General features: G+C 54.1%; 21 protein-coding genes and 1 pseudogene. 12 read left to right on the forward strand and 10 right to left on the reverse strand.

The annotated features are described in order from the left end of the window. Positions 1 to 342 precede the first annotated feature (342 nt). Complete coding sequence (locus tag ACQZ60_RS01895; protein WP_059759459.1) at positions 343 to 630, reverse strand: hypothetical protein; 288 nt, start codon at positions 628 to 630, stop codon at positions 343 to 345. A 303-nt stretch (positions 631 to 933) separates the two neighbouring features. On the opposite strand from ACQZ60_RS01895, the gene ACQZ60_RS01900 reads away from it, so the two are divergent. The 4 genes and pseudogenes from ACQZ60_RS01900 to ACQZ60_RS01915 form a co-directional block, all read left to right on the forward strand. After that, positions 934 to 1,275 (forward strand): hypothetical protein, encoded by a 342-nt coding sequence (locus ACQZ60_RS01900; RefSeq protein ID WP_003519959.1) that lies wholly within the window; start codon positions 934 to 936, stop codon positions 1,273 to 1,275. A gap of 147 nt (positions 1,276 to 1,422) precedes the next feature. Next, positions 1,423 to 1,704, forward strand: a complete 282-nt coding sequence (locus ACQZ60_RS01905) for a hypothetical protein (protein ID WP_078053794.1) — start codon at positions 1,423 to 1,425, stop codon at positions 1,702 to 1,704. Positions 1,705 to 1,850: 146 nt separating this feature from the next. After that, the gene (locus ACQZ60_RS01910) at positions 1,851 to 2,216 is read left to right on the forward strand and encodes a hypothetical protein (protein WP_448734669.1); all 366 of its coding nucleotides are present in this window, start codon (positions 1,851 to 1,853) and stop codon (positions 2,214 to 2,216) included. Positions 2,217 to 2,466: 250 nt separating this feature from the next. Then, a pseudogene (locus ACQZ60_RS01915) lies at positions 2,467 to 2,598 on the forward strand (IS110 family transposase); the annotation flags it as partial. Positions 2,599 to 2,954: 356 nt separating this feature from the next. Here ACQZ60_RS01915 and ACQZ60_RS01920 read toward each other — a convergent pair. Both ACQZ60_RS01920 and ACQZ60_RS01925 read right to left on the reverse strand, forming a co-directional pair. Beyond that, the gene (locus ACQZ60_RS01920) at positions 2,955 to 3,995 is read right to left on the reverse strand and encodes a hypothetical protein (RefSeq protein WP_448734670.1); all 1,041 of its coding nucleotides are present in this window, start codon (positions 3,993 to 3,995) and stop codon (positions 2,955 to 2,957) included. Continuing rightward, complete coding sequence (locus ACQZ60_RS01925) at positions 3,992 to 4,336, reverse strand: hypothetical protein (protein ID WP_448734671.1); 345 nt, start codon at positions 4,334 to 4,336, stop codon at positions 3,992 to 3,994. Before ACQZ60_RS01925 ends, ACQZ60_RS01920 begins: the two co-directional genes overlap by 4 nt. Positions 4,337 to 4,441: 105 nt before the next feature. On the opposite strand from ACQZ60_RS01925, the gene ACQZ60_RS01930 reads away from it, so the two are divergent. Continuing rightward, positions 4,442 to 4,702 carry a helix-turn-helix transcriptional regulator gene (locus ACQZ60_RS01930; RefSeq protein ID WP_003519954.1) on the forward strand — a complete coding sequence of 87 codons (261 nt, stop codon included), beginning with the start codon at positions 4,442 to 4,444 and terminating at the stop codon, positions 4,700 to 4,702. 52 nt (positions 4,703 to 4,754) lie between these two features. Here ACQZ60_RS01930 and ACQZ60_RS01935 read toward each other — a convergent pair whose 3' ends face one another. Together ACQZ60_RS01935 and ACQZ60_RS01940 are read right to left on the reverse strand one after the other, a co-directional pair. Beyond that, positions 4,755 to 5,120 carry a DUF3768 domain-containing protein gene (locus ACQZ60_RS01935; protein WP_448734672.1) on the reverse strand — a complete coding sequence of 122 codons (366 nt, stop codon included), beginning with the start codon at positions 5,118 to 5,120 and terminating at the stop codon, positions 4,755 to 4,757. 4 nt (positions 5,121 to 5,124) lie between these two features. Further along, a complete protein-coding gene (locus ACQZ60_RS01940) occupies positions 5,125 to 5,730 on the reverse strand; it encodes a hypothetical protein (protein ID WP_003519952.1) in 606 nt (201 codons plus the stop codon). A 301-nt stretch (positions 5,731 to 6,031) separates the two neighbouring features. On the opposite strand from ACQZ60_RS01940, the gene ACQZ60_RS01945 reads away from it, so the two are divergent. Next, positions 6,032 to 7,894 carry an ABC transporter ATP-binding protein gene (locus ACQZ60_RS01945; RefSeq protein WP_448734673.1) on the forward strand — a complete coding sequence of 621 codons (1,863 nt, stop codon included), beginning with the start codon at positions 6,032 to 6,034 and terminating at the stop codon, positions 7,892 to 7,894. Between the two features lie 53 nt (positions 7,895 to 7,947). Beyond that, a complete protein-coding gene (locus ACQZ60_RS01950; protein ID WP_448734674.1) occupies positions 7,948 to 8,343 on the forward strand; it encodes a hypothetical protein in 396 nt (131 codons plus the stop codon). Positions 8,344 to 8,386: 43 nt separating this feature from the next. Here ACQZ60_RS01950 and ACQZ60_RS01955 read toward each other — a convergent pair whose 3' ends face one another. Further along, positions 8,387 to 8,602: a hypothetical protein gene (locus ACQZ60_RS01955; RefSeq protein ID WP_003519948.1), complete on the reverse strand. Its 216-nt coding sequence runs from the start codon at positions 8,600 to 8,602 to the stop codon at positions 8,387 to 8,389. A 393-nt stretch (positions 8,603 to 8,995) separates the two neighbouring features. On the opposite strand from ACQZ60_RS01955, the gene ACQZ60_RS01960 reads away from it, so the two are divergent. Next, positions 8,996 to 9,553 carry a hypothetical protein gene (locus ACQZ60_RS01960; RefSeq protein WP_003519947.1) on the forward strand — a complete coding sequence of 186 codons (558 nt, stop codon included), beginning with the start codon at positions 8,996 to 8,998 and terminating at the stop codon, positions 9,551 to 9,553. Positions 9,554 to 9,575: 22 nt separating this feature from the next. Here ACQZ60_RS01960 and ACQZ60_RS01965 read toward each other — a convergent pair whose 3' ends face one another. From ACQZ60_RS01965 to ACQZ60_RS01975, 3 genes are all read right to left on the reverse strand, one after another. After that, positions 9,576 to 10,367: a hypothetical protein gene (locus ACQZ60_RS01965; RefSeq protein ID WP_035236587.1), complete on the reverse strand. Its 792-nt coding sequence runs from the start codon at positions 10,365 to 10,367 to the stop codon at positions 9,576 to 9,578. Position 10,368: 1 nt separating this feature from the next. Then, positions 10,369 to 10,623 (reverse strand): helix-turn-helix transcriptional regulator, encoded by a 255-nt coding sequence (locus tag ACQZ60_RS01970; protein ID WP_003519945.1) that lies wholly within the window; start codon positions 10,621 to 10,623, stop codon positions 10,369 to 10,371. 114 nt (positions 10,624 to 10,737) lie between these two features. After that, positions 10,738 to 11,721 carry a hypothetical protein gene (locus ACQZ60_RS01975; protein WP_448734675.1) on the reverse strand — a complete coding sequence of 328 codons (984 nt, stop codon included), beginning with the start codon at positions 11,719 to 11,721 and terminating at the stop codon, positions 10,738 to 10,740. A 251-nt stretch (positions 11,722 to 11,972) separates the two neighbouring features. On the opposite strand from ACQZ60_RS01975, the gene ACQZ60_RS01980 reads away from it, so the two are divergent. From ACQZ60_RS01980 to ACQZ60_RS01990, 3 genes are all read left to right on the forward strand, one after another. Continuing rightward, positions 11,973 to 12,089 (forward strand): RNA 2'-phosphotransferase, encoded by a 117-nt coding sequence (locus ACQZ60_RS01980; protein WP_197416735.1) that lies wholly within the window; start codon positions 11,973 to 11,975, stop codon positions 12,087 to 12,089. An 800-nt stretch (positions 12,090 to 12,889) separates the two neighbouring features. Further along, positions 12,890 to 13,615, forward strand: coding sequence for an aquaporin Z (gene aqpZ, locus ACQZ60_RS01985; protein WP_035265115.1), 726 nt, complete (start codon positions 12,890 to 12,892; stop codon positions 13,613 to 13,615). A gap of 52 nt (positions 13,616 to 13,667) precedes the next feature. After that, a complete protein-coding gene (locus ACQZ60_RS01990; protein WP_003519942.1) occupies positions 13,668 to 13,961 on the forward strand; it encodes a hypothetical protein in 294 nt (97 codons plus the stop codon). Between the two features lie 212 nt (positions 13,962 to 14,173). On the opposite strand, the gene ACQZ60_RS01995 is transcribed toward ACQZ60_RS01990, so the two are convergent. Then, a complete protein-coding gene (locus ACQZ60_RS01995) occupies positions 14,174 to 16,105 on the reverse strand; it encodes a glycosyltransferase family 2 protein (protein WP_448734676.1) in 1,932 nt (643 codons plus the stop codon). 170 nt (positions 16,106 to 16,275) lie between these two features. Here ACQZ60_RS01995 and ACQZ60_RS02000 point away from each other — a divergent pair, with 170 nt between their 5' ends. Then, positions 16,276 to 17,037 carry a transporter substrate-binding domain-containing protein gene (locus tag ACQZ60_RS02000; RefSeq protein ID WP_035265120.1) on the forward strand — a complete coding sequence of 254 codons (762 nt, stop codon included), beginning with the start codon at positions 16,276 to 16,278 and terminating at the stop codon, positions 17,035 to 17,037. Positions 17,038 to 17,056: the final 19 nt, after the last annotated feature.

Consider the following 17,056-nt stretch of genomic DNA (forward strand, 5'->3'; position numbering starts at 1 on the left):
TCCGCAGGCTATCTTTCGTCGGGGAAAAATCTTATGAGCTGTGTCTTCCTAAGCCTATCTCGACTCGCTGTATCAGAGGAGATGCAATATTCAATATGTGCGCGTAAATCCGCTGGCACTTCTGGTCCGCCGGCTTTCAAGAGCTTGTCGCCCATCGCGAGAAGAGTCGCCAGTTCTACACCGCATCGGGACGCAGACATAACTACTCCTCCGGCCGGACCGGATCGTATTTCTTCAAGGTCTTTGCTGGCGGTATAAAGCGTCAACAAATACCAGATCAGAAAGAAAGCGGACCAAAGCATCATGCTTCCAAGAACATATGCGCGCACAGGTGTTTCCCCGCTATCTGCCGAACCCCGGAAGACCTTGGATTGCATACCTCGGGAGTGGTCTGCGGGAGGGCACACGTTCCCGTTTCTGTACCCCGAACAGGAACAGCATTTCTCCTTTGAGTTTGGAAGGGTCGGTCATTCCATCCTGAAAAAGATCGATTATCTTGCGGGTGGCCTTGTTGAATGACCGGTCGTCATCCGAGCGCGTGTCGATTTCAAAGCCGGCATCTGACAACAGGGACAGCAACATATTCAGATCGTGAGACGAAATCGGGCCGTATTCTTGTGTGGAAGACATCGTGTCCTCCTTTCGTTGGGGCCAAGGGATTTCACCTTGAAGCGGTAACGCCCTTTAAAAAAGCTACCGAAGGAACGAGCCTGCGCGTTTTGAGGTTCATTAGCAAGGGAATTCCAATGTGCTAGAACGCAGCCGCCGCTCAATAATGACCAGCGAATGGCTGGTGAACTTCGCTGGAGCTTTCCAAAACCGTATTCGCTTGCGTCTTAAGCTATTCAGGCGCACTGTAAGGCGTCGGTAGCGATGTCACGGGCACTACTGGTTGAGGGTCGGTTACCCTAGCCCCAACGAGAGGAGGACATTATGTCTTCCCACCCCAGTTTTGCAGCCATCTCCCCCAAAGAGATGGAGATGATCCAGTCAGTTTTGAAGAGTGCGGGCTATAACGCCACATTGCTGGGCAATGACCAGCGACAATTCAACACGGCCGCGTTTCTTGTAATGAGACTGTTTCTTGCGGGAGAAACATCTGCCGATGCTCTCGCAGCACAATTGAAACGCCGTCTTGGGAATGCGGACTCACTCAATCAATCCTACCAATCACGGCCTGTCCTTGAGACCATCAGAAGTGTCCCGCGCAACACGATATACGTCCTCAGCTTTTTCAGGAAGGCCAGTGGTCGATCAATTGGGGCTAATGAATAGCCCTGGAAGAGCGAAGCCGGCGCGCTATAGGCAATCTCTTTGTTAATCCTTCTCAGGGGTCGAAATCCACTTAGTGGAGAGCGATGACGGTCAAGGATAAACGTTGCGCCGCGGTGTGAATGACGTGTCAGGAAAGAGTGTAAGGGTATGAAAGAAAGAACGACATACAAAGAAATCACCTTCGCGAATCCGTTCGTATTGGATGGATTAGTAGTACCTTTGGAAGCTGGAACATATCGTCTGGTCGTTGATGAACAGCTCATTGAAGGTCTCAGTTTTCCTTCGTATCAACCTGTCGCAACACACCTTGAGATACCTGCTATCTCCGCCCAATTAGTGAAGCGCCAGTTTTTGCAGGTGTCCGCGGAGGAAATAGAAGTGGCGCTACAAAAAGATACCGAATTGCAATGCGGCGAGTCGGACCAGTGATCAACGTTTCACAAGTTGGCCGGCGAGTGCGCTGGTCAGTTATGGGCAAGCGGTAATACAACGCCACTTGCGCTGCTTAGTTTTCTCCAGCAGAAATCTATCTCTGGCGTAGCACGGGCGAGCGCAGAACGAATAAGGATATTCCTGTGTTACGCGCCTTCAGAGGCAAGAAGCTGATAGTGGTAGAGCGGCGTCCGTCGTTGACGGCGGCGTGCCATGCGCAACTTACTGCCGCCGGAGCCACCGTTGCAGGCCCTGTTTCTTCTGTCGAGCAAGTCTTGAACCTGTTGGAAGCCGGCGATGTCGACGGGGCAATTATTGACGTCAAAGTTGACGTAGAAATGATGTTACGCGTAGCCATGCTACTGGAATCAATGGCGACGCCGTTCGTTTTCGCATCTTTCATCGATGTGAACTCGGAAGGCTACGCTTTTAGCGGTGAAAGGAAGCATCTCCGCAAGATAGCTGACGTTCTTTTTGGCTCGCCTGGACCGGCGTCAACCCTCCATTAAAGTGGTCCCCTTGAATAGATGGTGTGGTTGATGGTCCACCCACCCAGCACGTTTTTTGTCAGAGGATGGCCGGATTAAACCCAACGGGTGAAAGGACGGCGGCATGACATCCAATACTATGAGTGGGATCGATTTCGCGAAGAACGTTTTCCAAGATTCATGGAGCTTCGCTTTCCGAAGAGGTCAAGTTTCGGCGGAAGCTATCCCGGCAGCATTTCCTAGATTTGTAGCCGGGCAGGGCGTTTCGATAGTCTTAATGGAGGCTTGCGGGATGGCTCGTTACTGGTCACACGAACTGACGAAACTCGGCCATGAAGTACGGCTGATAACATCACAGTATGTGTGTCCATTCGTAAAGCGTGAGAAGAACGATGCTGTGGATCGCACTATGACCTCTATGACAAACCGGAGCCGGTCGAAAAAGCGTTGGCGAAACTGATCCCTTTCTACACGGAAAACCTCTGAGCATGGCTAAATTGCCGCCATGTTACAATGGCGGCCCCTCTGCATGCGCAAACGAGCAGCATCAAACGTCTGTTTGGAGGTCTGGTAACTGAACGACAGCTATCCGATAAATGCCTCCACCACCGGACAGTCCGCTCCCGGCCTTATTCAATACATGTTGAGATTTTAGCGCACCTGCTCAAGTGGCGGACGACAGCACGGCTTCGGAGCGTCTGCATTCGTCGCATCTTTCTCAGGTAGACATGCACGGTGGCGTGGAAATACCTGATGACCTTATCTATCCGTATCTTCCAAGCAGGCATTCAGCTGCCAAAACGCGCCTAACGCTCTGTCTAGATCGGTGGTAATGACTGTGCCCTTGTCATCGGTAATAGTAAGCGTTTTTTGACCCGATATCATCTGGTCCACAAACGCCGTTTTGAAACCGGAAAAACTGTGCCAACCGAAATAGTCGTTAAGGTCGCCTTCGGAATTGACGGGCGGTTCATTATCCACCTTCCATGAGGTTTTGACGCTTCCGTTGAAGCCACCGTTCTCGATAAAACCTTCTAGATCATGTCCGCGCGCCTTCATGAACCCGATGGTGATAGCGCCATTCTTCTTCTCCGCGTAACAGGTCTGGCCCCAATCCTCTTCGCGCCTGCTGAACTCCCAGGGTTTCGGTGTCGAAGACGCTGAAGCGTCGGTTTTGGGTGGGGCCGCGAACGGTGACGTCGCTTCGTCTTCCGATGAGAACAGTTTAGGCCCCAGCTGCTTCAATGCGACGTCGCAGTCATTCAGTCCCTCGTTCAGCGCGTAATAGTCCCGCTTATTAATGGCTGGAATAATCCAAGGCTGCTCGTTGCCTTCGAACTTAAGTGCCATTGCTGAGGGCAGTTTAGGAGAGAACGCGAAGCTTGTTGCCAGAGCAATGCCAATGGCGCCGTCTTCATCCTCAGGATAGCTAACATATAACTCCTCTGGGGAAATCACATCCAGTTCATGTGGCGCCGGGCTAAGAAAGTTTACGCCAACCTTTACCTGTGTGGTTTTACCGACCGGCAGGTTCCAGCCGGTTTTTCGAATGCGAAGGCCGCGAGCGATCTTATCAACGCCAATCAGGCGCGTTTCAATCGACAAAGACCGGCTAGGCCACGCCGTCGTGCGCAGTACGCACGCCGGTTTTGCATCAGCCCCCTCAGGCTGAGTGAGCAGCAACTCCCAAGGAGTGCCCTGAAAGTAATAGGTTTCCTCCGCAGCCGCGGCCGGGTTTAGCAACCCAGCGCCGAGCAGTCCGACAGCGGTCAGCGTCGTTAGTGTTTTAATGTGGCTCATGGCGCAACCTTCTTTCGCTTTTCTGAGCGCCACGTGAAGAATCCCATGACAGCAAGCACGAGAGCAATCACTCCCCAAACCGACATATCGCCGAAGGTACCTTGCGAAGACGCGATAATGGCCATCAAGGCCGACACGAAGAAGATGATGGCACCCACCAGCGGCAGGCCGAAGGAGAACGCGCCACCGATCACCAGCAGCACGCCTGTGAGCATGCCGACCGCGCCGGCGCTGCCGGTTGCATGATCGTTCAGCAGACCGCTTCCCGCCGTCACCGCGCAGGATTGCAGCAGCACCAATATGCCGAGGAAGAGTCCAATAATTCCAACTGCGATTTTCATAGTACCCCCAATTTGAAGCCGAGTAGGCAACCGTAAGTCGTTAACAAGAAATATGTCGTATATATTCTATGGATTAATGCCCGGCAAGATGGTCGCCATGCCGGTATGGAACATCGCGAACGCATTGGATGGAATCTCAGGAAGGTCAGGACCGCTAAGCGCGTTACGCAAGAGAATCTTGCTGTTGACGCAGGGGTAGACCGAACCACCATCAGCGGCATCGAGAGAGGCGATTTTAATGCCTCGGTCGATTTGCTCGCGCGGCTTGCCGACGCGCTCGCCATCGATATCTCCTTGTTCTTTGAAGTACCTGCTGAGGCTACCCCGCCTGAACCGCTGAAGGCGGGTCGCAAGCGGGGGCGCTGATCGCCGGTCAAGCTGAAAAGGTGCTTGACGATGAAAAGATGGAGCGCACTGGTCAGTACTCATCTGCCCGCATGACCGTGAGCACTCGGCAGGTTACATCGTCATCTGCCGGATCGGATGATCCGAATTGCAGGTCGAGATCGTAGTAGTCGATCTTCCAAAAGAACACGGCGTCTTCGAGTGTGACCGCGCCAAAATCGTGCTCGCCGTAAGGGTCGTTGTCTGGCGAGAAATCATCGAACGTCTGCACCGCCACTATGACCGCTCGCCGTTGTTCGTCGCTAAGGTTTGTGACGCCCGGTGTCAGCAGCACTCGTCCGCCGGAGAAGCTTTTTCGAAAAGCGTCGTTTTTATCGCGGATGGCTGCGACCCGAACGGCCGCATCCTCGCTGATGTTCTGTTTCAAAGCGCAGCCCATGCGATCACTTCTCGACATAGGCAGGGTGAATAAGGGCCACCTGATCGACGCGGCGGGTGAAAGGCAGCATATCGAGATAATCGCGCCACTTGAGCCGAAGTCCTGTGTCGCCCTCGATCTTGATGACGGTGGCTTCATACCAGCCCTCCAAGGGGCCCTCAGTCGCCAGCACGAGGCTACCCACGGTCAACTGATCCCAGCTTTCGGGCATATTTTTGGGCGGAACAGGGTACTCGATTTCGGGCGCGGGCTTATCCGGTACCGCACGCGGTTGCTCCAGCCGTTCGCGCTCCTCATCGGCTAGGTGGGCGGCAATCGCCTGATAAAGCTCTTGCTTCACGAACGGCACGAATGCCTTGCCGCTATCGAACAGCTTGCCCTGCGGCAACCTGCCGAGAAACGCCCTGAGTTCGTCGCCTTCCACTTTGAGCGCCACCATGCCCATCAGTTCGGCAGCCTTCTCAGCTGCGCGGGTATCGGTGGCAGGGAAGAATGACGCGTGGGGCCTGCCGTTGTCGTCACGGCCGAGGATGATGACGGGGCAGGGCAGGGTGACGGCGGGTGCGGTGGTGAGGGCGGTCGCCGTGGGTGTAGCGGTTGAAACGTTCATGATCGTAGCTCTCCAAAACAAGAAGAGGGGCCAAACGGCCCCTCGCGCCGGCAGCAGCACCGGCGTGTTATGGTATAGCATTACAATCACAGATTGTCAAACTGTATGGTTGCAACCGTCACCACGGAGGCGGTTTCGGCGTGCTGAGAACATTTCCAGCGCGACCCACGCCGAACCTGATTAACGTTCTCTAGCTGCAAAAATCACAGCCGGTAATTGAGATTGAACGCCATGCATGGTTCCATGCCGGACGCGTAGCTGATTCCTCCCCGTCGATGCCAAACTGCGATCCGAGAGGTCCATGTCGATTTCAGATACGATTTTCCGCCCCTTCGAGACGCTGATACGGCCGCTCGACATTCCCTTTCGGCCGTTGCCGTCGAAAGGCCCTGTCGCGGTGCTGCTGCATTTCATCGGGATGTTTCGCGGCGTCCTTATTGCTCTTGCCCTGTCGTCCATGGCGGTTGAGGCTATCAACCTGTCGATCATCTGGGGACTGTCCGTTATCGTTGATGGCGTGACGGCGCAGGGAGCAGACGCTTTTCTGCGCAATGAGTGGCCACTGCTGACCGTGCTTGGGCTGTTGATTTTCCCCGCGATGCCGATAGCGTCGTTTCTTCTCAACACACTCACCTCGCACACGCTTGGCATCGCGATGCCGGCGGCCATCCAGTGGCAGGGTCACAAGGCGGTGGAGCGGCAGGATCTGGCGTTTTTCCATGAGCTTTATGCGGGGCAGGTCGCCTCGCGTCTTTCGCAGGTCTCGTCAGCCGTTCAGCAGCAGATCATCAACGCGTTTCAGACCGGACCGCGTTTCCTGTTGCAAATGACAGGCTCTCTTGCGCTTCTTGCCGCCTTGTCCTGGCAGCTGGCGCTGCCGGTGTTCATCTGGATCGTGCTGAATGTGGTTCTCGCCGTCAAACTTGCCCCCGTTTTCACGGAGCGGTCACGCCGGTCGGCGAAACAAAAGAGCCTTGTCTCAGGGGCGATCACCGATCTCTACAGCAATATGCAGATGATCAAGCAATTCGCTGCGGAAGATAGCGAGGCGGGCGCGATCCGCCGTATCCTGATGAAGGCCGTGCAGACGCAGCATCGGGAACAGCGTGTCTATCGCGCGTCCGAACTGGTCGTCGTGGCGCTCAACATGGCGCTGTGGCTGGCAATTCTGTCGGTGGGATTTTCCGGTCTGGTGAAGGGCTTTATCACGGTCGGAGAATTCGTCGGCGCCGTCTATATATTGCAGCGGCTATCAGGGCACACATTTACCTTCCTGCAGATGGGCCAGCAAATATTTCAGGCGATTGGCACCATCAAGGATGCCATGCCTGTCATGACGACGCCGCCGACCATTACCGACACGGCCGGTGCGGCGGAACTCAGCGTTCCTCATGGGAACATTGATTTCGACCATATCCGTTTTGCCTACAAGTCTGGCAGACCGGTGATCGATGGTCTGTCGCTCAAGGTCCGCGCGGGAGAGAGGGTTGGGCTGGTGGGCCTGTCGGGTGCGGGAAAAACGACGTTGGTCAATCTGCTTCTGCGCTTCTACGACATTCAGGAGGGCGCCATTCGCATCGACGGTCAGGATATTCGCGAGATCACGCAGATGAGCCTGCGCCGCAATATAGGGGTGATTGCGCAGGATGTGGCGTTGCTGCACCGGTCGGTTGGCGACAATATTCGTTACGGGCGACCAGAAGCGACGCAGGAGGAGGTGGAGCAGGCGGCGAAAGTGGCGAAGGCTGATGTGTTTATTAATGATCTCGCCGATAGTGAAGGACGAAATGGGTATCTCGCTTTTGTCGGAGACCGTGGCATCAAGCTTTCCGGCGGGCAGCGACAGCGGGTCGCCATTGCGCGCGTGCTGTTGAAAGACGCGCCTATCCTGATCCTCGATGAAGCCACCTCCGCGCTTGATAGCGAGTCCGAAGCCGCCATTCAGGAAAAGCTCAATCTGGTGATGGAGGGCAAGACGGTGATCGCCATCGCGCACCGCCTGTCTACCATCGCCAGCATGGATCGGATTATAGTTCTTGACCACGGTCGCATCGTCGAAGAAGGGCGGCCGGGAGAGTTGATCGAGCGCGATGGATTGTTCGCGCGTCTCTGGAAACGTCAGATCGGGGGCTTCATTCCTGAAGACGAGTGGGTGGAGCCGTAAGTTGCAGCGGGTCGATGCTGTGGGCGGAGAAATTCGTAACGCGTGAAGAGGGTATGATGAGAACCGACTGGAATTCGATCAGAGGCATGCTGAATGCAGCTGTCGATGCCTGCGAACGCATAGAAGCGTTGCAGTATGCCGAGGCTGACCGCGAAGCCACGACCGATATCGGTGACCAGAAGGTCAGCGTTCATGATTTTCTGGTGAGCGCGTGGACATACCCGGAGAAGCTTCGCTATCAGATCATACGCGAACGCCACGACACTGGCCTCGATATGCCATACGTGCCGGAGACAGCACGCATTCTGTTGGCAATGTCCCAAGCTGCGATTGAATTGGTAAACGCGGGTGAAGTGAGCCCTGCCAAACATGATATTCAGAAAATGATCAACTGGTTTGAGGAAGATTTAGTGCGCGGGATTGAACGTGCAATCGCCACTCGTCGATAGAAAGACCGCTATCGACAGAATTGCGTAACACGCCAACGACGGGTCAGATAGCCGCCAGACTTTCCACATTGGAATGTTCCTGACCCCGCAGCTTTGCCAAGTCCTCATCCATTTCGCTGAGCCGCATCATATGTGCAGTGATCTGCAATGAAATGATGTGCCGGTCGTCAATGGAGAAACGTTCCCACCTCTTGAGATTGTCGATGACCTCAATGAGGTCGAGACGTTCTTGTTCGAGCTTCCCCAAATTCCAGATCATCGCAGCCGGGCTCCTGTCTCGACTAGCATGAAACGTGGCATGCCGGGATCGGTTCAAACCGAGAAGAATTAGCGTAAATTTTATCTAAATCGCCGTTTGGGCTTTTAGAGACGAACCGCAGGTCACCGCCGATACGCGTGTCCCTGTCCCCTGCGCCCCATAAATCTCTCTGAGATGTCGCCGTAAATAACTGTCGGCGTAAAGCCAATTAAATTTGCAAGCCAAAACGCTAGTGCGGGGAATCTCCACGCATGGCAGGTCTTGCTCCATCTGGAGACATCAATGCCGCGCTCGCGAGGGTACAGGCATATGGGGAAGCTGTACCCAAATTACCTACAGATACACACTCACACACAATCAACCTCGCAATAACCAAACGAAGGAACAAACACTATGAGTACCCAACAGATACTCGATGGCTATACGCAAATGGTTGAAGAGAGAACAGCAGGCGGTTGGGAAAGTTATATGCTCACGCTGATGTTCAATGCGCTAAGCGGCAATGAAAAAGCCAAGAAGGCCCAGATGCGTTACACGGTGGAGCAGCTTTATGTTCGCGTACTGACCCGCCTCATCAAACGGCCCTATAAGACCCCGAGTATTCAGATGCCATTCTGGCTCGCCAGTTACGACTGGCCAGTGCGGAAGCTGTCTGGCTGGTCCACATCGGACAGCGCAATCAACGACGGGATGCATATTCACGTACTGGCAATGGTGCCGCCGAATGCGCGTACCGGACGCCGAGTAACGGACCTTATCGCGAACGCACCAACTAGTTTCCTGATCGGCAAGACTGCGCCACTTTCCCGCATTCATGTCACGCCCATCGAAAAGACGCTGGCACGGGCCGCGGCATATACTCTGAAGTCAGTAGATAGAAAGAGAGCGACCCCGGAAGAGGTTATTGTTCTTCCGAAGTCGAAGCGCGAATTGACTAGTTGGCGTACGTGATTGGTGGACCGTCTGGAGGCGGTTACGCTTTCTTGTGCTTGATCGAGCGTACAAGAATGCTCGTGGCGGGGCCAATCGTGATGATCTCACATTTCATCTTGAACAGCTCGCCCTGCGGCAGACGCCTGAAGGCCTTCGCTGATTTTTTGATCAGTAAGTCCGCATGTACGATGGTCAAATCGTTCTCTGCTGCCAATGCTTTGTCTTTATCGGAAACAGGAGACCGCTCTAGGTTTTTTGCCTTCTCGGAGACAACGCCCTGATCGGTCGCGTTCGAAGAACTAGCAGGCAACGCCTGCGTTTTGGAGCGCTTATTGGACTTCTCTTCACGCGCAGTCTTGTTTTTGTTTGCGTGTTTGTCTGCCAGTGCCTTCAGGCCCTTATTATTGAGTTTGACTGCTAGGTCGTTCCCCGAAAAACCTTTTTCGACCAAAGGTCCAGCGGCGCGAAAGTAGAAGCTTGCCCTTTTTTGCGCATCCTCCCCCGGGCCCACCATGTACTTCAGAACCCACCGGACAGCGTCGTCCTGCTCGGTTTCTTTTGGCTTCCCGATGCTGTTCGGGAAACGATTGCAGAAGGCTTTCCAGAGCTCGGCGTTCTTTTCCAACTTCAAGCCAAGATCGCAAGCCGTGGCAATATCTTCGCATACCCCTAGCCTATAGCCCTTTTCCCGATTGAAGTGCCGGAATTGCAATTTCGAAACAGCACTGTTCATATCAAATACCGACAGTTCTTTCGATTTCGGATTATCCGATTTTCCCTTCAACTTAGCTGCAGGCGCTGCGCCGCGATTTTTTGAGGAAGAAGTGGACATGTTATTTGCCTCCCCGCTCGATTTCACGCAGGAGGTCATGGATATCCTCGGCTTTCCATACGGTCACCCTTGGAGAGATTTTGAGCGGTTTTGGAAATTTGCCGTTTTTGACGCCCGCCCAGAAACCTGACTTGCTGATTGGCAGCGGGCCGCTGGGGCCAACAATCTGGTTGAGGCGTACAAATCCCGTTTGCGGGAAGGTCGGCGGTACACTGCGTTCGTGCAGTTTGTCGTTTTGAAAAGGTATGTGCTTCATGTCTTTCGTCCTTTCGATCTTGAAGACGGAGAAAGATTGACGCGAAATTTATCGATTTAAAATTCTGTGCATGTCCATGGACATAGCAGCCAAAAATGGACAATATTTTTGTGTTTAGTCTTTGATTATCTTTTGAAAAATTTCATTGAAGGATGCGGCCTCTATATCGTTAAGCTTGGCAGGTGCAAAAGCGGTGGCTGGCCCGTCGCCAACGAGGCGCATCGTCTTCCGTTCGAGGTCAGTGTCGGTCATCCGTCCAAAGATGTGAGCGGCAACATAGCGAGTGCGGCGCATCCAAATGTCGAGGTAAGGCTGGTGGTTTTGATAAGAGAAGAAGCCATCTAGAATGAGTTGCAGCAACGTTTTTCGGTTTATGCGGATTGTTGAGGCCGCATACAGCAGCGCCAATGTTTGCTTGTTCTGGCTCCATCGTTGATGAAGCAACGACCGCGAGACGTATTTTTCTTTGTAAGGGAAGGAGGGGTTTTTATCTTTCAGCACATCCAACATGAGGACAGCTTTGCTGAGGCTCGGAAGAAACGGGCGGCCTCTTGCACTGGATCGATCAATAGCATGATGAAGAAAACGCATGGCGAGCACGCACGTATTTATCGATTTTTCATCCCGCTCAAATGTTATCCAGAGTAGCTCGAAAGACGGATTTTGTACGAAAGCGTGATAGCCACCCAAGCAGTCATAGATTTCGACCAAAAAGTCCATGCTTGTGAGAATGTAACGGGCCGTTATGTCTCTCTCTAAGCTCAACTCAGCGTCGCCCAATTTCCATTCGGCATCACGCATGTGATCAAGAGCTGCGTGTACCATGAGAACTTCTCGCACCCGACGCTCTCGAGGTGTAATCAGCCAGCCGCCGAAACTCGCGGCCAGAACCTCTTTGTAGCCGGGGTAATACTCACGGCTGTCGAGCAGCACCTGCAAGATTTCAGTGGCTTTGTATTTGCCGACAAGCGCAAGGACAGTTGGGCGGACGTGGTCGGTTGCTTGGTGTTCGGGAGCCCAACGCTGTTTCAGCGCGTTGAGAGCCGCGACGACATCCTGCATTTCCTTTGATTCAATCACATCTTTGATGTCGACCATGCTATCTCGCCTACTTTGATGAACGAGGAAAGCGTATCTGATTCATGGAGTTTTATGCAGTACGCGTGCGGTGTCCTGCTTTTCGACACAGCTTTAAGGGCAGCTGTTAAGATCGAACGAGCTCCAGTTCGTCCAGCAACATCCAATAAATTTACGGTATATTGCGCGGTAAAATGACTTAGATAGAGAAATTATACACAAGTTTTCAGTTGCTTATACTAGCGTTTTGATTCCCTTCACCCGCTCCAACGATGCCGCGATCCACGTGCCGGATATTGCGTCACAAGCCGAATGTGATCGGCATTGAGCTTGACGCTGAAGGGTGGGTAAATATCGAGGACCTGCTAGCAAGGCCCATATTCCCCTGATACCCGAACTTCTGCTTGAAGTTGTTGAGACCAGCGACAAGAAGCGCTTCGCCATTTCCGCGGATGGGCAATTCATCATCTGAGAGTCAACTGACGCAAAAATGGTAATAATTTAGATAATTTATTATAAAGAGAATTTCTATCCTCAAAATATTGATGTTCAAAAAATATTCGAAATAACGAAGTATTGTTCATAGTAATGAGTTTAATATTAGATTTTTTCTAGTGTATGGATCGATATTATGGTCGAGAATATTGTTTTAGGAATATTTTATATATCTGTGACGGCGTATTTTTTGGTGTCTATGACAATATCAGAAGTTCGAGATATTATGTTTTATAAAAACAACAACTGGAACTTTGAACTTGATAGTCACCCGAAATGGAAGTCGTATGAAGGGGATTCAGATAAGCAGATTTCAAACAAATCAAGAGTAATATTTTGCATGCCAACTGCGATTCTATTTTTGTCTTTGCAGATGGTTGCGATAGTTTACGCAATTATACTTAAAATATTCTTAAATTAGAATTTAAGTCTGAATTTTTACTTAGAGTTATCGGTTTGATGGCGTGATATGCGACCTTTGAAGGAGCGACGCGGCAGAACGCCGCGTTGGGCTATTTGAAGTGTAATATCTGCAAAAATCTCGGTTCGACGGACATCCGATGTCGTTCGGGTTGTGGATGGCATCACGCTTCGGAAGAAAGAGCGTTACCATAAAAGAATAGTACACAATTTAGCTTGACTACGATTAAATTGCACGTAATAGTTGATGCAGTCGTAACATAGGGGAAGTGTTATGAGTCGCAAACTTCTTTCGGAATTTCTGGGAACCTTTTGGCTCGTGTTCGGAGGATGCGGCAGTGCGGTTTTTGCCGCCGGCTTTCCTGAACTCGGTATCGGCTTCCTTGGTGTCGCTTTCGCTTTTGGTCTGACGGTTCTGACCATGGCCTATGCGGTTGGCGGCATTTCGGGCGGTCATTTCAATCCGGCCGTTTCAGTCGGCCTCACCGTTGCCGGTAAATTCCCGGCGGCGAACCTCGTGCCCTACATTGTGGCGCAGGTTCTGGGGGCGATCGTCGCGGCTGCGGCGCTTTATGTCATCTTCACCGGCAAGGCGGGAGCCGACATTGGCGGTTTTGCCGCCAATGGTTATGGTGAACATTCGCCGGGCGGATATTCTCTCGTATCGGCGCTGCTGATCGAAGTCATCCTGACGGCGTTTTTTCTGATCGTCATTCTGGGCTCAACGCATGGCAGGGTTCCTGCCGGTTTCGCGCCGATCGCCATCGGTCTTGCCCTTACCCTTATTCATCTGATTTCCATCCCGGTCACCAACACATCCGTCAATCCGGCCCGCTCCACGGGACAGGCATTGTTCGTTGGCGGATGGGCGCTGCAGCAGCTCTGGCTGTTCTGGCTCGCTCCGATCCTCGGCGGCGCCATCGGGGCCGTGATCTGGAAAATCTTCGGCGAGGAAGAGAAGGCCGGCCATGCCGGTTCGGTTCAACCTGCGCAGACATGAATAAGAGGCTTTGTTTCCTCGAATGGTCGGGGAAACGACTGAGGAGGATGACATGGATCTTGCTTCGATATTGGCCCAGATCGTCGGCGGTGCGGTAGGCGGCACGGCAGGCGGAAAGATAGTGAAGGACTCCGATCTTGGTTCGCTCGGTAATCTGATTGCCGGCGCCATCGGCGGTCTCGGCGGCGGAACCGTGCTCGGTTCGCTGCTCGGCGCGGCGGGCGATGCGGCAGCCGGCGGCGTGGATATCGGCGCTCTCGCGGGCCAGCTCGTTGGCGGCGGCGTCGGCGGTCTGATCGTGCAGATCATCGTCGGCCTGATCAAGAACAAGCTCGTTACCAAGTAGAGCGGTTCGGTCGCCTTCAGGATGAAATGACGGACCTTGCCGAAGGAGGAGCTTCGTTCGGCAAGGCGCTGGCTCCCGTTATCGATGACGGCGGTAGTGGAAAGTGTGAAGTGGCTTTGCTGGCAGCAGCAATGTGACTGAAGCCATGAGCCACTGCCGCGGCTGGTCGAAAGAAGTATCAGGACTGTTTTGGCTCTGCCGAAGATGCCGGATCATGAGGTATTTTTGGCGACCGGCGCGTGTGGCGTCTTGTTCCATGCGAAGGGTTTGGTTTTGAGTTCCACCACGGCCCGCCAGGCCGCGATGGAGAGCATCAGCCAATATGCGGGCATTGCCAGCCACCGCCTTCCGACATGCCTTCTTTCATAGGCAATCATTCTTCTGCGGCCCATCAGCACGAAGATCGTGTAGCTTCCGACGATATTCAGCACATCGATAAAAAACAGAAGACCCTGCCAGGTGAGCAGCAGGTCAGCGCCATTTTCCCGGAGGGCGATGGTCATGAATGCCAGCGAAACGAAGAGCAGGGGGTGCGCCAGCGACGACAGAAGCATACCGCCGATCAGCAGTTGAAAGACCACATAGGCAAGCCATCCCATGTCACGCGCGGTCGCAAAGGGGGCGCGAGTCATCACCAGCCAGCTTTGCAGCCAGCCCTTGTACCAGCGTGTTCGCTGGTTCAGCCACACGGGTAGCGAGGTCGGCGCATCCTCCAGCGTCTGTCGCCGGATAACGCCGCAACGATAACCCAGCCGATGCAGCCGGAGGCCGAGATCGGCATCCTCAGTTACATTATAGGGGTCCCAGGCACCGGCCTTCCGCAGCACGGCGGTCCGGAAATGATTCGAGGTGCCGCCAAGCGGCAGCGGCAGGCCGTGTGCGGCAAGGGCAGGTAACATGCAGCGGAAGAGACCGGAATATTCCAATGCGAAACAGGCACTGAGCCAGGAGGAAGAGGCATTGCTGATGATAAGCGGCGCCTGCAGGCAGGCCACCTCGTCCGGTTCGTTGCGGAAGGTGGCATAGGCTTCGCGCAATTGCTGCGGATGGGGCCGGTCCTCGGCATCATAGACCGCAACGAATGCGCCGCGCGCGCCGGAAAGTGCGTAAGTGAGGGCTTTGGGTTTCGTGCGCGGCAGGGAGGGCGGCACTCTGACGACCTCCATATGCGGGCCGGGATTCATCCGCTGGATCGCCTCGATCGTCGCGCCGTCGTCCGCCTCGCAGACAAGCTTGATGTCCAGCCGGGATTTGGGCCAGTCGAGACGTTCCAATGCGCCGATGAGCTGTCCGACGACGGCCTCTTCCCGGTAAAGCGCCACCAGAACGGTATAGACAGGTAATTCGTTTTCCTGCCGAAGAGGTAAGATGGCGTCCTTTTCCATGGGTAGATGGAAGAGCGCGAACAGCCTGAAAAGCAGGGTCAAAAGGTACAGCATCGTCAGGGTGACATGCAGATACGTAAATGCCGCTTCCGTGTAAAACAGCAGCGACAGAATGAGCAGGGTAAGGAGAACGCCGCTACAAAAACCCTGCTGGCCGTGCAGCGTGATCCTGGCGGAATGGTGCGGTGCCGTGTTGAAAAGTCGCTGTTGGGTCTCAGCCGAGCGGCGGGCCTCGCCCGCTTTCCAGATTGCGCTGCGCATGGCCTGCGGAGTTGTCACGGCAAATTCGTCGAGAAGACTCGGACGCTGATCCAGCATGCTTTTCAGCGACGCCATCCGCGCCAGTTCCGGCACGATCAGCAGCGTTGGCGTGCCGTTCAGCGGTGTCAGCCGCAGGAACCTCGGTTCGGAGAGCTGAGTGTCCAGCTTATTCAAGTCCGTCACACGATCCGGATCGATTTCCGGGAGAAACGGCAACCGCAGGAATCTGGCGAAAGCGCCGAAATAGGCATCCGTCGTGACGAGACCGCTTGCCAGCAATTCGTCCTCCAAAGTCGAGCCATTTTCCAGAGCCTGCTGTTCGAATGCCTCGATATAGGGCCTGCCAAATCCCAGCGAAGAGAGAAAGCGGGCTTGTCCGGCCTGGTCCTGTTCGGAAACGGTTGGGAGTAGATTTTCACTGACATGGGAAAATGCAATTTTTCGTGTCGCCGGCGTCGTGCGAAACGAATCTCGTGTATATTGCCTAAAATAATCCATGCATCGCCGCCGCCGTCATGGTAACGCCCCACTTCCTGTAACGGATAGTATATATGAGAATGACGAATGTAACGCGGAATATAAGTCTCGGATTTACTTTAGCTTTCGCTTTACAATTTACTGGTTTTTTTAGCGATGTACGTGCGGAAGGCCTGTCGGACGGGAACCGGATGCCGGTGCTGTTCGATGCGCAGGAGCGGTTTCCAGGCGGCGATCTTTCTTCCGTTCCCCGCATCAGATTTCTGATGTCGGTCGATTTCCCGCCCTTCAATTTTACCGATCAGGAAGGCCGGCTTGCGGGTTTCCATGTCGATCTGGTGCGTGAAATCTGCGCCCAGTTGAAGGTCGAAAGCAAATGCCAGGTGCAGGCGCTGCCGTTTGACGAGCTGGAGGCGGCTTTGGAAATGGGTGAGGGCGAAGCGGTGATTTCCGGCCTCGCCACCACCGCCGACCTGCGCAAGAGTTTTACCTTCTCGCGGCCCTATCTCTTGATGCCCGCCCGTCTTGCGGTGAACAAGGCGGCGAAATTCACCGGCTCCGGTGCCGATGCGCTTTCGGGAAAGAAGGTGGGTGTGGTTGCCGGCTCGCGGCACGAACAGATGCTGAAGGCGTTCTTCCCAAAGGCCGCGGCCGAGGGCTTCGATGGCTACGAGCCGATGTATGACGCGCTGAAGAAAGGCAAGGTGGATGCCATCTTCGCCGATGGTCTGCGCCTGCCTTTCTGGGTTTCGGGAAGCGCTTCCGAAGGCTGCTGCGCACTCTTCGGCGGTCCCTATATGTCCGACAGGTTTCTCGGTGAAGGCCTATCCATCATGACCGTCGATCCCGACAACGTGCTTGTTCCGGCTTTCGATCAGGCGCTGGCGGCCCTTTCCCGCAACGGCCGGCTGGAAGAAATCTACCGGCGTTATTTCCCTTATGGGCTCTATTAGGGAGAGCCGGCCACCAGAT

The organism is Agrobacterium sp. 22-223-1, from assembly GCF_053522385.1.

What these genes read in the sequence shown, in the direction of transcription:
- ACQZ60_RS01895 (WP_059759459.1), bottom strand. Translation starts at nt 630, where the DNA reads ATGTCTTCCACACAAGAATACGGCCCGATTTCGTCTCACGATCTGAAT.
- ACQZ60_RS01900 (WP_003519959.1), top strand. Translation starts at nt 934, where the DNA reads ATGTCTTCCCACCCCAGTTTTGCAGCCATCTCCCCCAAAGAGATGGAG.
- ACQZ60_RS01905 (WP_078053794.1), top strand. Translation starts at nt 1,423, where the DNA reads ATGAAAGAAAGAACGACATACAAAGAAATCACCTTCGCGAATCCGTTC.
- ACQZ60_RS01920 (WP_448734670.1), bottom strand. Translation starts at nt 3,995, where the DNA reads ATGAGCCACATTAAAACACTAACGACGCTGACCGCTGTCGGACTGCTC.
- ACQZ60_RS01925 (WP_448734671.1), bottom strand. Translation starts at nt 4,336, where the DNA reads ATGAAAATCGCAGTTGGAATTATTGGACTCTTCCTCGGCATATTGGTG.
- ACQZ60_RS01930 (WP_003519954.1), top strand. Translation starts at nt 4,442, where the DNA reads ATGGAACATCGCGAACGCATTGGATGGAATCTCAGGAAGGTCAGGACC.
- ACQZ60_RS01935 (WP_448734672.1), bottom strand. Translation starts at nt 5,120, where the DNA reads ATGGGCTGCGCTTTGAAACAGAACATCAGCGAGGATGCGGCCGTTCGG.
- ACQZ60_RS01940 (WP_003519952.1), bottom strand. Translation starts at nt 5,730, where the DNA reads ATGAACGTTTCAACCGCTACACCCACGGCGACCGCCCTCACCACCGCA.
- ACQZ60_RS01945 (WP_448734673.1), top strand. Translation starts at nt 6,032, where the DNA reads ATGTCGATTTCAGATACGATTTTCCGCCCCTTCGAGACGCTGATACGG.
- ACQZ60_RS01950 (WP_448734674.1), top strand. Translation starts at nt 7,948, where the DNA reads ATGATGAGAACCGACTGGAATTCGATCAGAGGCATGCTGAATGCAGCT.
- ACQZ60_RS01955 (WP_003519948.1), bottom strand. Translation starts at nt 8,602, where the DNA reads ATGATCTGGAATTTGGGGAAGCTCGAACAAGAACGTCTCGACCTCATT.
- ACQZ60_RS01960 (WP_003519947.1), top strand. Translation starts at nt 8,996, where the DNA reads ATGAGTACCCAACAGATACTCGATGGCTATACGCAAATGGTTGAAGAG.
- ACQZ60_RS01965 (WP_035236587.1), bottom strand. Translation starts at nt 10,367, where the DNA reads ATGTCCACTTCTTCCTCAAAAAATCGCGGCGCAGCGCCTGCAGCTAAG.
- ACQZ60_RS01970 (WP_003519945.1), bottom strand. Translation starts at nt 10,623, where the DNA reads ATGAAGCACATACCTTTTCAAAACGACAAACTGCACGAACGCAGTGTA.
- ACQZ60_RS01975 (WP_448734675.1), bottom strand. Translation starts at nt 11,721, where the DNA reads ATGGTCGACATCAAAGATGTGATTGAATCAAAGGAAATGCAGGATGTC.
- ACQZ60_RS01980 (WP_197416735.1), top strand. Translation starts at nt 11,973, where the DNA reads ATGCCGCGATCCACGTGCCGGATATTGCGTCACAAGCCGAATGTGATC.
- aqpZ (WP_035265115.1), top strand. Translation starts at nt 12,890, where the DNA reads ATGAGTCGCAAACTTCTTTCGGAATTTCTGGGAACCTTTTGGCTCGTG.
- ACQZ60_RS01990 (WP_003519942.1), top strand. Translation starts at nt 13,668, where the DNA reads ATGGATCTTGCTTCGATATTGGCCCAGATCGTCGGCGGTGCGGTAGGC.
- ACQZ60_RS01995 (WP_448734676.1), bottom strand. Translation starts at nt 16,105, where the DNA reads ATGGATTATTTTAGGCAATATACACGAGATTCGTTTCGCACGACGCCG.
- ACQZ60_RS02000 (WP_035265120.1), top strand. Translation starts at nt 16,276, where the DNA reads ATGCCGGTGCTGTTCGATGCGCAGGAGCGGTTTCCAGGCGGCGATCTT.